The sequence below is a fragment of the Pseudomonas fjordensis genome, from assembly GCF_976987115.1.
In genome coordinates, this window is sequence record NZ_OZ336860.1 from 3,600,859 (window position 1) to 3,613,715 (window position 12,857).

The window sequence follows — 12,857 nt, forward strand, 5'->3', positions numbered from 1 at the left end:
TTGGTGATGAGTATCAAGCCATCTGGCGCTATAACACGCTGCCCATGGCCTTGATCAACGCCGGATCACGCGCATAAATATCCGGCGCGTACACCAGCTCGCCCTGGCGATCCACTTCTACCGTCCAATACCCCAACAGCACTGGTACCGGCGTGGCCAGCCTGAACTCATGGGTTTCGCCGGTCGCCAGCAGTTCATCGGTGCGGGTGCGTTCGGCCGGCGTTACCAGCAGGTCGCGCAATAACAACGGTTGCTCGACCCGCACGCATCCCGAACTGAACGCCCGCGGGCCCTTGGTGAACAACGGTTGGCTGGGGGTGTCGTGCAGGTACACCGAATACGGGTTGGGAAAGCGCATCACAATCTTGCCCAACGGGTTACGCGGGCCGGCCTGCTGGCGCAACAGGATATTGCCGGGGCGCGCCCAGTCGACTTGGTCGGCAGTCAACGGGTGACCTTCGGCGTCGAGCACTTGCAGGTTTTGCTGGCGCAGGTATTCAGGGTTGAGGCGGATGGCCGGCAGCTTGTCCTCGCGCATGATGGTCGGCGGGATCGTCCAGGTGGGGTTGAGGGTCAGCCGGGTGATGCGCGACTTGAGCAACGGCGTCTGGCGTTCGGCACGGCCTACTTGCAGACGGGTTTGCCACACCGGGATGCCGCTCTGGTACACGCTCAGTTGCGCAGCGGCCACATTGACCACGACGCCTTCAGGCTCCAGGTCCTGGGCCAGCCAACGGAAACGCTCCAGGTTGATGCGCAGTTGTTCACGACGCATCGCCGGGCTGATATTGAGTTCGGCCACGGTGCCGGCGCCGATCACGCCGTCGGCCTGCAACGAGTGGCTGAGCTGGAAGGCTTTCACCGCCTTGACCAGTTCGCCCTGGTACTGCTTGCCGTTGCCGCTGGGCAACTGGGCCAGGTAGCCACCGCTGTGCAGGCGCCGCGCCAGCTCCGGCACGCGGGGGTCGTTCATCCCCGGGCGCAATAACGTGCCCTCGGCGACCGGGTCCCACTGGGGCAACGGTTGCTGGCGCACGCCGGCATAGGCATTGCGCAGGCTGCGGTACAAATCGGCGCTGGGCCGCGCCTGATCGAAGGCTTGGGCCATGTCGTGCAGGCCGGTGGCGGCGAACGCCAGTACCTCGGTATTCGGGTCGCCACTGGGTGGCTGGGAGTGCCAGAGGGGCTCAAAACGCGATTGCTGCAGGCGTCCGTAATGCAAATCCTGCAGGGCTTGCAGGTACTGCTGGCTGTGGGCGATATCGCTGCACAGTACGTTGGCCGTTGCATCCGTAGCAGGCAAGCTATAGTGGGTGGGGTCCAGGCCATCGTCGGCAAGCATCAGCAACTGGGCATGCAAGGCTTGCCGGCGTTCGTCAGCCGCCCATAGCGGGGCATCGCCCTGCTGCTGGTAAAAGGCTTGCAGGCGCGCCAACGCGGCGCCATCGATACGCGGCGCAAGCTGCGGGCAGACACTGGTCAACTGCGCCAAGGCCTGTTGCAGCGGCGCCAGCGCGACCGGCGCTGGGGTGGTGACGGGCAAGGGTTCAACCGGCAGCGTTTGGGCTGTAGCGACCAATGGTGCAACGAGCAGGCAAATGCTCAAGTAACATGCGTGTTTTTTGAACAATTGACTTAGCTCCACTCCACAGCGGGGACTCGACTGTAGATGCTGACTTTTATACGCCTGCTCAGGCTAACCAGCCTGGGCTTGATCACCGGGTGCCTGGCTTTATTGAGCAATATTGCGCTCGCCGCCAATGGCCCCTCTCCTTCCCTGTATAGCAGCCTGGCGCGCTCTGCTCCAGAACTCAATCCCACCGTCCTCAAAAGCGCCCTGAGCGCCGTGCAGTGCGCGGTCAATAATGGCGAGGAACGTTCCGATCGCCTAGCGGTTATTGACTACTCCCAGCCCTCGACCGCCCGTCGCCTGTGGATCTTCGACCTGCGCAAAAAGACCCTGGTTTTGCGCGACCTGGTGGCCCACGGAGCCAAGTCCGGGGAAAACTTCGCCACCCAGTTCTCCAACCTTGAAGGCAGCCATCAGTCGAGCCTGGGGTTGTTCCGCACCCAGGAAAGCTACCTGGGCGCCCATGGTTACTCGTTGCGCATGGACGGTTTGGAACCCGGCTTCAATGACCAGGCCCGCGACCGCGCCATCGTGATTCATGCCGCCGACTACGTCAGCCCGTTGTGGAGCAAGCGCGAAGGCCGTATCGGCCGCAGCCAGGGTTGCCCAGCCGTGCGCCCGCAAGTTGCCCGTCAAGTGGTGGACAAGCTCAAGGACGGGCAGTTCATGTTTTCGTGGTACCCCGACCAGCGCTGGCTGAAGTCGTCGACCTACCTCAATTGCAAACCCCAACAGGTGGCGAGTAGTCGTACAATCCGTGGCGGATAGCCTGTCCCCATAGATAAAAGAGAGCGTCGCATGCTTCTACACACCTCCACCTGGATCGAAATCGGGCAGTTCCTGGAACGCAGTCGCACGGTGGTGATTCCCATCGGTTCCAACGAGCAACATGGCCCCACCGGCCTGCTGGGCACGGACTGGATGTGCCCGGAGATCATCGCCCACCACGCCCAGAAGCACGCCGATATCCTGGTCGGCCCGACCTTCAATATCGGCATGGCCCAACACCACCTGGGCTTTCCCGGCACCATCTCCCTGCGCCCTTCCACCTTTATCGCCGCAATTGGCGACTGGGTGCGCTCGTTGGCCGGGCATGGTTTCGAAAAGATCCTGTTCCTGAACGGCCACGGCGGCAACATCGCCACGATTGAAGCGGCGTTCTCCGAGTTGTACGCCGAAGCCAGCTTCGCCCGCCGCCCGGCCGGTTTCGCGCTGAAGCTGGTGAACTGGTGGGACCTGGAGGGCGTCACTGACCTGGCCCAGCGTCAATTCCCGGTCGGGCATGGCAGCCACGCCACGCCGTCGGAAATTGCCGTGACGCAGTGGGCGTATCCGGACTCGATCAAGTCTGCCGAGTACTCACCGCAAATCGCCAACACCGGCCCGATCCGCGAAGCGCTGGACTTCCGTGCGCGCTTCCCTGACGGCCGCATGGGCTCGGACCCGGCGTTGGCCACCGTGGAGAAAGGCGGTGAGTTGGTGGCGTTGGCGGCGCAAGGGCTGGTCAAGACTGTCGACAGCTTCAGCAACGAAGCCAAACCCTGATCCAAATGAGGCCAATACCCTGTAGGAGCGAGCTTGCTCGCGAAAGACGTCAACGATAACGCGGGCTTCCTGAATAAACGCGGCGCCTGTGAGTTTTTCGCGAGCAAGCTCGCTCCTACAGGGGGTCAGAGGTTGCCCCCCGCCCACATTTGGGTTTGCATTGTGTGCCGGGGTTTATTTGCAATCCTGCGCGGCCTGCTCAAGCCGTGACGGCTTGATCGCCGAAGCCAACGGCTTGCGCTCATACAGGAACACCTTGGTGCCGTCCTGGGACTTGTAGGCCTCCAGCACATCATCGGCGGCAATCTTGCTGGTCAACAGCACCTTGGCGTGACGCGAGTTCTGGGTGACGGTCGAGGTGATGCCGTGCTTTTCCAGCTTGGGCAGCACGCATTGCACATAGCCGTCGGGGGTTTTATTGGTTTGCAGGGTCAGCGATGGGGCATTGGGCGCCGTGATACAGCCGGTCAGCAATAACGAAGCACAAGCCAGGGCCGGGGCGAAGAAAGAGCGCATATACATTCCTGAAAATAACCAATAGGGTTCACAACCATTCGCGGGTCAACCTGCGCGAACCAGGGCCTTGAGCGACGCATCGAACTGCCTCAGGGCATCTTGCTGTACATCGCGTTGTTGCTCGATCAGTGCAGCAATCTCTGGCGCCGCCTTGTCGTGCACCCACACGGACGGCACGTGCTTGTCCACCGAGCCTTCGGCCTTGGCGATAAACTGCAGGTTCGCATCAAAGAAGCGTGCGACAAAGCGTGCTTCGACCCGGTCATTACGCTGGGTCAGCAATTGGTTATGGGCATCGAGCACCACCACCACATCCGGGTGCGCCTGCACCAGGGCATCCAGGCTGCTATAGACCGTCACCGAGACAAAAGTGCCCTGCAACGAGTGCATCAACCAGTCGATCGCCAGTTCCGGGTCGGAGCTGTTGACGAACGCCTCGCGAATCCGCCCATCCAGCGCGTCCTTGGCGCCGTTCAGCGCCATGGCGTGGTAGCGTTCAAGGTAGCTGAGGTTGTCGCGGGTGTTTTCACTGAACAACACCCCCACCGACTGGCCACGCTGCAGGGAGTCTACGCTACCCACCAGTGGCAGCAAATGGCCTGTACGCACTTCATCGGCCATCGCCGGGGTGGTCATGACCGCGGTGCCCAGCATCAGGGCCATCAAAGCCAACTGGATAATCGTCCTCATCGCGCATTTTCCTTGGGCTGCGTCTCGATGTGCAGATTCTGCGCGTTTGGCGAAAAAACAGAACTTGTGATCCTTGATGGTGACTATCATTTGAACCGATAGTGTCAGGCCGCCCATAAAATCTATAAGGACCCCGCCATGAAGCCCTACCAGAAAATCTTCGATCGTATCCGCGAGGCAGTACTGCCAGAGTTTCGCGAGCGAGTCGCCGACTACCTGGTCGAGTACGAAACCGTGTTGCTGGACTCAGACGCCGACGCCGCGCAAAGCAGCGCCAGCGCCCATCAACTGCGCGGCTACTTGCGCGGCTTGAACACCATGCGCGTGCTGGGCATGGCCGATTGGGAAGACCTCGACCGGCGGGTTGCCCAGCAGGCAGAGTTAAAGCGCGGGGCGTCGCAGCTCGACCCACTCGCGCACTGACGGCCGCTGCCACTGGCGCTGCGCGTAGGCCACCAACTGCGCCGGCACAGCGTCACCGTTGAGGATCAGGCGATTGAGCATCACCGCCAGGTCCACATCGGCAATCGACCACTGGCCGCACAGGTACTCGCGGTTATCCGCCAGCAAGGCTTGCGCGGCGCTGATCAACTTGGTCGCGGCGGCTTGAGCCTCTGCTGACAATGGCGGCCTCTTCTGCCCACAGAACACCACCAGCGTCGAGCGCTCCTGGCGAATCGGCAGCAAGTCGCTGCGCAGCCACGCCTGGACCTGTCGCGCCCTCGCCCGCTGCTGCACATCCGCCGGGTACACGCTGGTCCCGGGGTAGGCCTGGTCCAGGTACTCGGTGATGGCCGAAGATTCCGACAGCGCAAAATCACCGTCTACCAGGGTCGGCACGCGCTGGGTCAGGGAGCGCAAGGCGAAATCTGTCGCCTGGTTCTGCCCGGCATCGAGGTCCAGGGTGAGGGTCTCGAATGCCAGGCCTTTTTCGCGCAAGGCGACAAACACCGACATGGCATAGGGGCTGGTAAACAGCGAATCAACGTAGAGGTGCAGCGGGCCTTGGCTCATGGGCAATCTCCTGGGGTGAGCCATCACGCTACGAGATCCGGGCCGATAAAGACAATGCAGGTTTTTTATGGGGGCATTCCTGGCGGGAATAGCGCGGGTAGTGGCAATATTATGGCTACCGCTGATTTTCAAGGAAGGAACAGCACATGAAACAAGCAGTTGTGGTTATCCACGGTATCGGCGAGCAGCGCCCAATGGACACCTTGCGCGGCTTTGTCGAAGCGATGATCCCCACGGACACCCCCGAGGGCAAACCTCTGTACTGGAGCAAGCCGGATCGGCTGTCGCGCAACTTCGACCTGCGCGTACTGAAGTCCTCGGGCCGCACCTCGACGGATTTCTATGAGTACTACTGGGCCCACAAGATGCAGGGCACCAAGCTCGGCCATCTGCTGGGCTGGCTGTGGGACATCTTCAAGCGCCCGCGGCGCGACATTCCCGACGCTATCGTGCCGATCTGGCGCAGCACGCGCTGGACGGTGCTGGTATTACTGCTATTGATTGCCAGCGGCGCACTGGCCGCAGCCTGGGGTCAGTTGCCCGTCAACGACAACCCCTTCGCGCTGATCCCCCTGCTGCTCGCGGCCATGGGACTCGGGCTGCGCTATTCGGCGCTGGCGTACCTGGGAGACGCCGCACGCTACTTAAGCCCCAACCCGCAGAACGTGATGGTGCGCGAGCAGATCCGCGCCGATGGTGTAGACCTGCTGCGCGCCCTGCACAATCAGGGTGACTACGAGCGCATCATCGTCGTGGGCCACAGTTTGGGCAGCGTGATTGCCTACGACATCGTCGGCTACCTCTGGCATGAATACCACGACCAACTGACCCAACTGAACCCCAGCAACCGTGAGCTGGCGGCCCGTTTTGCCAACCGCGAACCGCTGCAACCGGTGGTCAAGGAGGCCCTGCCCGCAGCCGGCGCCTTGCTGGACGGCAGCCTGGGCAGCCTGATGAATTTTCGTCAGCAACAGGCCGAGGCGTTTGTCGAACAGCGCGGCCTGGGCAACCTGTGGCGCATCACCGACCTGGTCACCGTCGGCAGCCCAATGGCCCACGCCAGCCTGTTGCTGGGCCGCAGCGTCAGTGACTTCCAGCAGCGTATGGAACGCCGAGAGGCCCCGGCCTGCCCGCCTACCGAAGACACCCAAGGCTACGGCTACAACGCCCGCCAACCGCTGATGCTCGGCCAAAAGCCCTTCACCCCGCACTACCTGCACCACGCCGCAGCCTTTGCCGTCACGCGCTGGACCAACCTGTACTTCCCTGCCCCCTTCGGCGTATTCGGCGACATCGTCGGCGGCCCGGTCAAGCCGGTGATGGGCGGCGGCGTGCTGGACTTGCCGGTGACCGTGGGCAATGGCAAAGGCTGGCTGGCCAGATCCTGGCTCAGCCACACTCACTATTGGAGCGAACGCGGCGGTACACAGGGTTACCTCGACGCGCTGGGCAAGGATGAACAGGCGATCACCCAAGGCCCGCGCCCTTCGGCCACTGAAGCGTTGCGGTGGGCGATTGACCTTAAGGGGGTGCGGCGGTTTCGACGTACGAAGGTAGAGCAGCGGGCGGCGGCGGCAGAAGCCTGAGAGTCCCCCTATCAGTCCTCTTGCACTGACAGGAGAACCGTCAACAACGCCCCCACCCCTAAACTTAAAGCGAGTAAAGCTACGCCCTGCGTGCCAAGAGGAATGAGCAATGACGCCAACGTTCCGAACAGCAGGGCTACCAGCTGTTGTAAAAAACTGAACAGCATCATTGACTCCATTCCAGGGTGTTTTTTTACTGCAAGAGACGCGACACAGGGATACATCATTGCCTGGGCATACCAGGCTGCAAAATATGCCAGCACCGTAAATTGGCGATCCAAATATCCAAAAGTTGTAAATAGAAATACTGACGTCGCTACAACCAACACACTACTACCTGTGATTGAAACTGCATAAACACTCATAAAATTCAATGCATACCTTACAGTCAGCGCCCCCGAAAAATAGGCGAGCCCTAGCCATACTCCGAGCATTCCGTATTGCACACTTCCCCACCCCAAAAGCACGTCAAAGACAAAGACGCCCACACCTTGATATACGACAAACACCCCATAGCTACATCCACCGACTATGACCGGCAAATAAAAGCTGGGCCGACTGATGATGGCTGCATACCCTGAACAGCTGACTCGACGCGTTCTATCCATGTCCAGAACCGACAAAATCCCTGCTGCCAGCAGCACAAGGACAAGGGTTATAACTGAGCCAAAAGCCATGATCACTGCCACTACTTCCCAGCGAAAAAAAGAAACTAAAAAGCCGCCTGCGAGTTGTCCTACCACCAAGGCAAAAACAAATGAATAGGATAAAAAAGACAACTGCTTCGCCAGGCGTGCTCCCGAGTAGATTTCGGTTAACAATGCGCGCCCAATTAAGGCTGCTCCACCACCACCAATGCCTTGGAGCAGCCTGGAAAGATAAAAACCATCATTATCATGGACCCATATAGATAAAATACTTCCGCTAAAGAAGACGCCACAAAACCCCAGCAGAACGACTGACCGGCCAAAAAATCGAATAAGTTGTACGGCAAAAACCAACGGAACTGCGGTACCGCCTAAATAGATTAGTAAGGCAGTGTAGCCTTCGGCATCACTCATACCGAAAGCATCAACAATATCAGGCGTGACGGGCAAATAAAGCGTCACGCCCAACTGAGCCATCATGGTAGTACTACAGGCTAAAGTCAGCACCCTTACATTCGACTGCACGTGCCCCCCACCAAACTTAGTTAACTTGGCAGCGATGTTTTAACACGCGAGAGCATTTTACAAGCAGACAAAGTATGGGATTAGCCCCAAAACTTTGTAGGCTATTTCCTCAGGTAACAATGACTACGGTTTAGCTCCATACTAGCCAACGCAACACATCGGGGACCCGTTAAAGGCGCTTGAGCAAGCGCCCCCTCCTGTACCTACCCCGCAAACCCACCCTCATCCAAAAAAACCTGTTCCGCAGCGGTGGTCTTCCTCCCCAACACCCCATTGCGATGCGGAAACCGCCCGAACCGCTCGATGATATCGGCATGCTCCTTGGCCCAGTGGTAAGTGCTGGCATCCAACTGCTGGTTCAGGGTAAGGGAGCGTTGCTGGTCCTGCGGGTCTTCCGAATGTTCAAAAGGCAAATAGCAGAACGCACGTAACTGAGGTTCAACCTGTTGATCCAACCCCGCGTCCACCATCTTTCGCGCATACAACCGGGCCAGCGGGTCGGTGGCGAACATGTGCGCCGTGCCGCGAAAGGCGTTGCGGGGGTACTGGTCCAGCAGGATCAGTAGCGCCAGCGCGCCATCCGCCGTGGTCAACCAGTCTTCGAGTTCACGCCTCGCCGCCTGCATATGGGTGGCGTGGAAGCTGTCACGAAAGGCTGTATCGAACGCCTCGTCCTTGGCGAACCAGCGCTTGGGCCCCGCCTGTTTCCAGAACGCGATTACGGCTTCGGCCGATTGAGGGGTCATGCTTACCTCGCTTAATGTTATAGAATAACGTCAATATTGTGCCTGCGTGTGATCCTCAACTTATGACTGACGCTATGACTTTACGCAAACGCCTGTTGTCCATCGACGCCCTGCGCGGCCTGGTGATCCTGTTTATGTTGCTGGACCACGTGCGTGAAACCTTCTTGCTGCACCGCCAGGTCAGCGATCCCATGAGCATCGACAGCACCGAGCCTGCGTTGTTTTTCAGCCGCACCCTCGCCCACCTGTGTGCGCCGGTGTTTGTGCTGCTCACCGGATTGTCGGCATGGCTGTATGGCCAGAAATACCAGGGCCGTCGCGACGTGTCGGCATTCTTGTTCAAGCGCGGGCTGTTCCTGGTGGTGCTGGAGTTCACCCTGGTCAACTTCGCGTGGACCTTCCAACTGCCGCCCGGCGTGATCTATATGCAAGTGATCTGGGCCATCGGCATCAGCATGATCGCCCTTGCCGCGCTGGTCTGGCTGCCGCGTGCCTGGCTGATCGGATTGGCGCTGGTGATTATCGCCGGGCACAACCTGTTGGATGGGCTGCACTTTGCAGCGGGTTCGATGTGGCATGTGCCGTGGACGATCTTGCATGAACGCAACTGGATTGAAGTGTCTGACAACCTGCGCCTGCGCACCACCTATCCGGTGCTGCCATGGATCGGTGTGATTGCCCTGGGTTACGGCCTCGGGCCATGGTTTGCCAATGCCGCGCTGCCGGCTGTGCGTCAGCGTTATTTGCTGATTGCGGGGGTGGGCGCGTTGGTGGGTTTTGGGCTGTTGCGCGCGCTCAATGGCTACGGCGAGCAGCCTTGGCAGGTGTATGACAGCGGCGTGCTGACGCTGATGAGCTTTTTCAACATCACCAAGTACCCGCCTTCGCTGTTGTTCCTGGCGTTGACCCTGGGGATTGGCCTGCTGTTGCTGCTGGCATTTGAACGCGCCGGGCATAAGCGCTGGATCGGCGTGCTGGCAGTGTTCGGCGCGGCGCCGATGTTCTTTTATCTGTTGCACCTCTACGTATTGAAAATCCTCTATGTCGCGTGCGTCGCGTTGTTTGGCCTCAACCATGGCAATTACTTTGGCTTCGACGGTATCGGTGCGGTGTGGTTGGCAGCGCTGCTGTTGCCGATTGCCCTGTACTTGCCGGTGCGTTGGTTCGCCGGCCTGAAAGCCCGGCGGCGCGACCTGGCGTGGCTCAAATACCTCTGACCTGATGCAGGGGGCAAATATTGCCCCCTTCCCTTGTAGGAGCGAGCTTGCTCGCGAAAAACTCACAGGCGCCGCGTTCATTCAGAAGATACGCGTAATCGTTGGCGTTTTTCGCGAGCAAGCTCGCTCCTACCGTTTGACTCGGCACGCAGTTGGCGAGCGGCGGTGACCATGTGGATGAGCGCCGCCTCCGTTTCCGGCCAGCCGCGCGTCTTCAAGCCGCAATCGGGGTTCACCCATAGACGCTCTGCCGGAATCCGCTTGGCGGCCTTGCGCAGCAAGTTGGCCATTTCCGAGGCATCCGGCACCCGTGGCGAGTGGATGTCGTAGACGCCCGGGCCGATCTCATTCGGGTAGGCGAAGGCTTCGAATGCGTCGAGCAGTTCCATGTCCGAGCGTGAAGTCTCGATGGTGATCACGTCGGCATCCATGGCGGCGATGGACTCGATCACATCGTTGAATTCGCTGTAGCACATGTGGGTGTGGATCTGGGTTTCATCGCCCACGCCACTGGCACACAGGCGGAACACTTCGGTGGCCCAGCCCAGGTAGTGCTGCCACTGCGCCTGGCGCAACGGCAAGCCTTCACGAAAGGCCGCTTCGTCGATCTGCACGATCTTGATGCCGGCCGCTTCCAGGTCCACCACTTCGTCACGAATCGCCAGGGCCAGTTGCCGGGCCTGCATTTCGCGGCTCAGGTCTTCCCGTGGAAACGACCACATCAGCATGGTTACCGGGCCTGTGAGCATGCCCTTCATCACTTTGTCGGTAAGGCCTTGGGCATAGCGAATCCACTCCACGGTCATGGCTTTGGGACGGCTCAGGTCACCGACAATTACCGCAGGTTTCACGCAGCGCGAACCGTAACTCTGCACCCAGCCAAAGCGGGTGAACGCGTAGCCATCCAGTTGTTCGGCAAAGTACTCGACCATGTCGTTACGCTCGGCTTCACCATGCACCAGCACATCCAGGCCAAGGTTTTCTTGCACCTCAACGGCATGCTTGATCTCACTGTGCATGGCTTCGACGTATTCGGCGTGGCTCAACTTGCCGGCCTTGTAGGACTGGCGCGCCAGACGGATCGACGCGGTCTGTGGGAACGAGCCGATGGTGGTGGTCGGGAACAACGGCAGGTTAAGCCCGGCCCGCTGTTTTTCGATGCGCTGGGCAAACGGCGACTGACGCTGGCTGTCCTGTGCGGTGATGGCCTCTACACGCGCTTGAACAGCAGGCTTGTGAATGCGTGGCGATGCAGCGCGAGCTGCCTGAACGGCGCGGCTTTCTGCCAGGGCGGCGAGTACGTCAGGTGCTGACGGTTGGTCAACCGCCTTGGCCAGCAGCGCCACTTCCGCGCACTTTTGCACGGCAAAGGCCAGCCAGCTTTTCAGTTCGGCATCCAACTGGTCTTCGCGCTCAAGATCCACCGGGCTGTGCAGCAGCGAGCAGGACGGCGCGACCCACAGGCGATCGCCCAACTTCTCATGGGCGTGCTGCAAGGTGGCCAGGGCTTTTTCCAGGTCGCAGCGCCACACGTTTCGGCCGTTGACCACACCCAGGGACAGCACCTTGTACGCTGGCAGGCGGTCGAGGATGGTCGGGTACTGGTCCGGCGCACGCACCAGGTCGATATGCAAGCCATCCACCGGCAAGTTGGCGGCCAGGCCGAGGTTTTCTTCCAGGCCGCCGAAGTAGGTGGCCACCAGTTTTTTCAGCGGGTCGCGCTGGATCAGGTTATAGGCGCGCTCAAAAGCGTTCTTCCACGCCTGGGGCAGATCAAGCGCCAGGATCGGCTCATCGATCTGCACCCACTCCACGCCCAATTCGGCCAGGCGCTGGAAGATCTGACCATACAGCGGCAGCAGTCGCTCGAGCAGGTCGAGCTTGTCGAAGTCAGCGCCCTTGGCCTTGCCCAGCCACAAGTAGGTCAGCGGGCCGATCACCACCGGCTTGACGCGGTGCCCCAGGTCGAGCGCTTCCTGGACCTCTTCGAACAGTTGGTCCCACGCCAGGTGGAATTGCTGATCGACGCTGAACTCCGGCACCAGATAGTGATAGTTGGTATCGAACCACTTGGTCATCTCCTGGGCATGGGCACCGCCGCAGCAGCTGTCGCTGACGCCACGGGCCATGGCGAACAAGGTATGCAGAGTGGCCTGGCCATCGGCCGGGCGGAACCGCTCAGGGACCACGCCGAACATCAGCGAGTGGGTCAGCACCTGGTCGTACCAGGCAAAATCACCCACCGGCAACAGTTCGATGCCGGCTTGCTGTTGCAAGGCCCAGTGGGTGCTGCGCAAATCACGGCCAACAGCGCGCAGGCCGGCTTCGTCGAGCTCACCCTTCCAGAACGCTTCCTGCGCTTTTTTCAGTTCACGATCGCGTCCAATGCGTGGAAACCCGAGGGAATGAGCGACTGCCATGACTTACAACTCCGATGGTGTGATTGATGGCGGTCATTGTCGGCAGAGGGGCGTCTTGAGACAAACTCATTTTGTTCTAGATCATCACAAGATTTACTCATGTTTAGGTGGGCCTGATTTTAGCGGCGCTACGGTAGAGGTTGTGGTGCAAGGGCCGGCGTCATCGCGGCCTCGCTTAGGCTCGAGCGCTCCCACAGTTTGGGCGGGGTGATTCTTATGAACGGTCATACTTACGCCCTATGCTTAACGTGGCGCGCAAAATCCGCCGGCTAACCTTTCGATCTGTTCCAAGTGCGGGCACAATGCGTGTCCTTTTTTGGC

At 60.1% G+C, this 12,857-nt stretch carries 12 protein-coding genes; 5 read left to right on the top strand and 7 right to left on the bottom strand.

Annotated features, from left to right (window positions below):
* Positions 1-28: 28 nt before the first annotated feature.
* Positions 29-1,630 carry a L,D-transpeptidase family protein gene (locus tag ACWHXD_RS16080; protein ID WP_138761478.1) on the bottom strand — a complete coding sequence of 534 codons (1,602 nt, stop codon included), beginning with the start codon at positions 1,628-1,630 and terminating at the stop codon, positions 29-31.
* Between the two features lie 39 nt (positions 1,631-1,669).
* Here ACWHXD_RS16080 and ACWHXD_RS16085 point away from each other — a divergent pair, with 39 nt between their 5' ends.
* Complete coding sequence (locus ACWHXD_RS16085) at positions 1,670-2,398, top strand: murein L,D-transpeptidase catalytic domain family protein (RefSeq protein WP_138761479.1); 729 nt, start codon at positions 1,670-1,672, stop codon at positions 2,396-2,398.
* Positions 2,399-2,428: 30 nt separating this feature from the next.
* A complete protein-coding gene (locus ACWHXD_RS16090; RefSeq protein WP_044274105.1) occupies positions 2,429-3,175 on the top strand; it encodes a creatininase family protein in 747 nt (248 codons plus the stop codon).
* 174 nt (positions 3,176-3,349) lie between these two features.
* On the opposite strand, the gene ACWHXD_RS16095 is transcribed toward ACWHXD_RS16090, so the two are convergent.
* Together ACWHXD_RS16095 and ACWHXD_RS16100 are read right to left on the bottom strand one after the other, a co-directional pair.
* Complete coding sequence (locus tag ACWHXD_RS16095; RefSeq protein WP_034135746.1) at positions 3,350-3,691, bottom strand: hypothetical protein; 342 nt, start codon at positions 3,689-3,691, stop codon at positions 3,350-3,352.
* A gap of 45 nt (positions 3,692-3,736) precedes the next feature.
* Positions 3,737-4,381 (bottom strand): ATPase, encoded by a 645-nt coding sequence (locus ACWHXD_RS16100; protein ID WP_098951265.1) that lies wholly within the window; start codon positions 4,379-4,381, stop codon positions 3,737-3,739.
* Between the two features lie 138 nt (positions 4,382-4,519).
* Between ACWHXD_RS16100 and ACWHXD_RS16105 the strand changes: the two genes are divergently transcribed.
* The gene (locus ACWHXD_RS16105; protein WP_098951263.1) at positions 4,520-4,804 is read left to right on the top strand and encodes a hypothetical protein; all 285 of its coding nucleotides are present in this window, start codon (positions 4,520-4,522) and stop codon (positions 4,802-4,804) included.
* Here the strand turns inward: ACWHXD_RS16105 and yfcF are convergent.
* Positions 4,763-5,395 (bottom strand): glutathione transferase, encoded by a 633-nt coding sequence (yfcF, locus tag ACWHXD_RS16110; protein ID WP_032896987.1) that lies wholly within the window; start codon positions 5,393-5,395, stop codon positions 4,763-4,765. The genes ACWHXD_RS16105 and yfcF overlap by 42 nt on opposite strands.
* Before the next feature lie 146 nt (positions 5,396-5,541).
* Here yfcF and ACWHXD_RS16115 point away from each other — a divergent pair, with 146 nt between their 5' ends.
* Positions 5,542-6,981: an alpha/beta hydrolase family protein gene (locus tag ACWHXD_RS16115; protein ID WP_138761480.1), complete on the top strand. Its 1,440-nt coding sequence runs from the start codon at positions 5,542-5,544 to the stop codon at positions 6,979-6,981.
* Between the two features lie 11 nt (positions 6,982-6,992).
* On the opposite strand, the gene ACWHXD_RS16120 is transcribed toward ACWHXD_RS16115, so the two are convergent.
* A complete protein-coding gene (locus tag ACWHXD_RS16120; RefSeq protein ID WP_138761481.1) occupies positions 6,993-8,108 on the bottom strand; it encodes an MFS transporter in 1,116 nt (371 codons plus the stop codon).
* Positions 8,109-8,356: 248 nt separating this feature from the next.
* Positions 8,357-8,899: a DUF924 family protein gene (locus ACWHXD_RS16125; protein ID WP_138761482.1), complete on the bottom strand. Its 543-nt coding sequence runs from the start codon at positions 8,897-8,899 to the stop codon at positions 8,357-8,359.
* A gap of 62 nt (positions 8,900-8,961) precedes the next feature.
* On the opposite strand from ACWHXD_RS16125, the gene ACWHXD_RS16130 reads away from it, so the two are divergent.
* Positions 8,962-10,116, top strand: a complete 1,155-nt coding sequence (locus ACWHXD_RS16130) for an acetyltransferase domain-containing protein (RefSeq protein ID WP_138761483.1) — start codon at positions 8,962-8,964, stop codon at positions 10,114-10,116.
* Positions 10,117-10,193: 77 nt separating this feature from the next.
* On the opposite strand, the gene metE is transcribed toward ACWHXD_RS16130, so the two are convergent.
* A complete protein-coding gene (metE, locus tag ACWHXD_RS16135) occupies positions 10,194-12,536 on the bottom strand; it encodes a 5-methyltetrahydropteroyltriglutamate--homocysteine S-methyltransferase (RefSeq protein ID WP_138761484.1) in 2,343 nt (780 codons plus the stop codon).
* Positions 12,537-12,857: the final 321 nt, after the last annotated feature.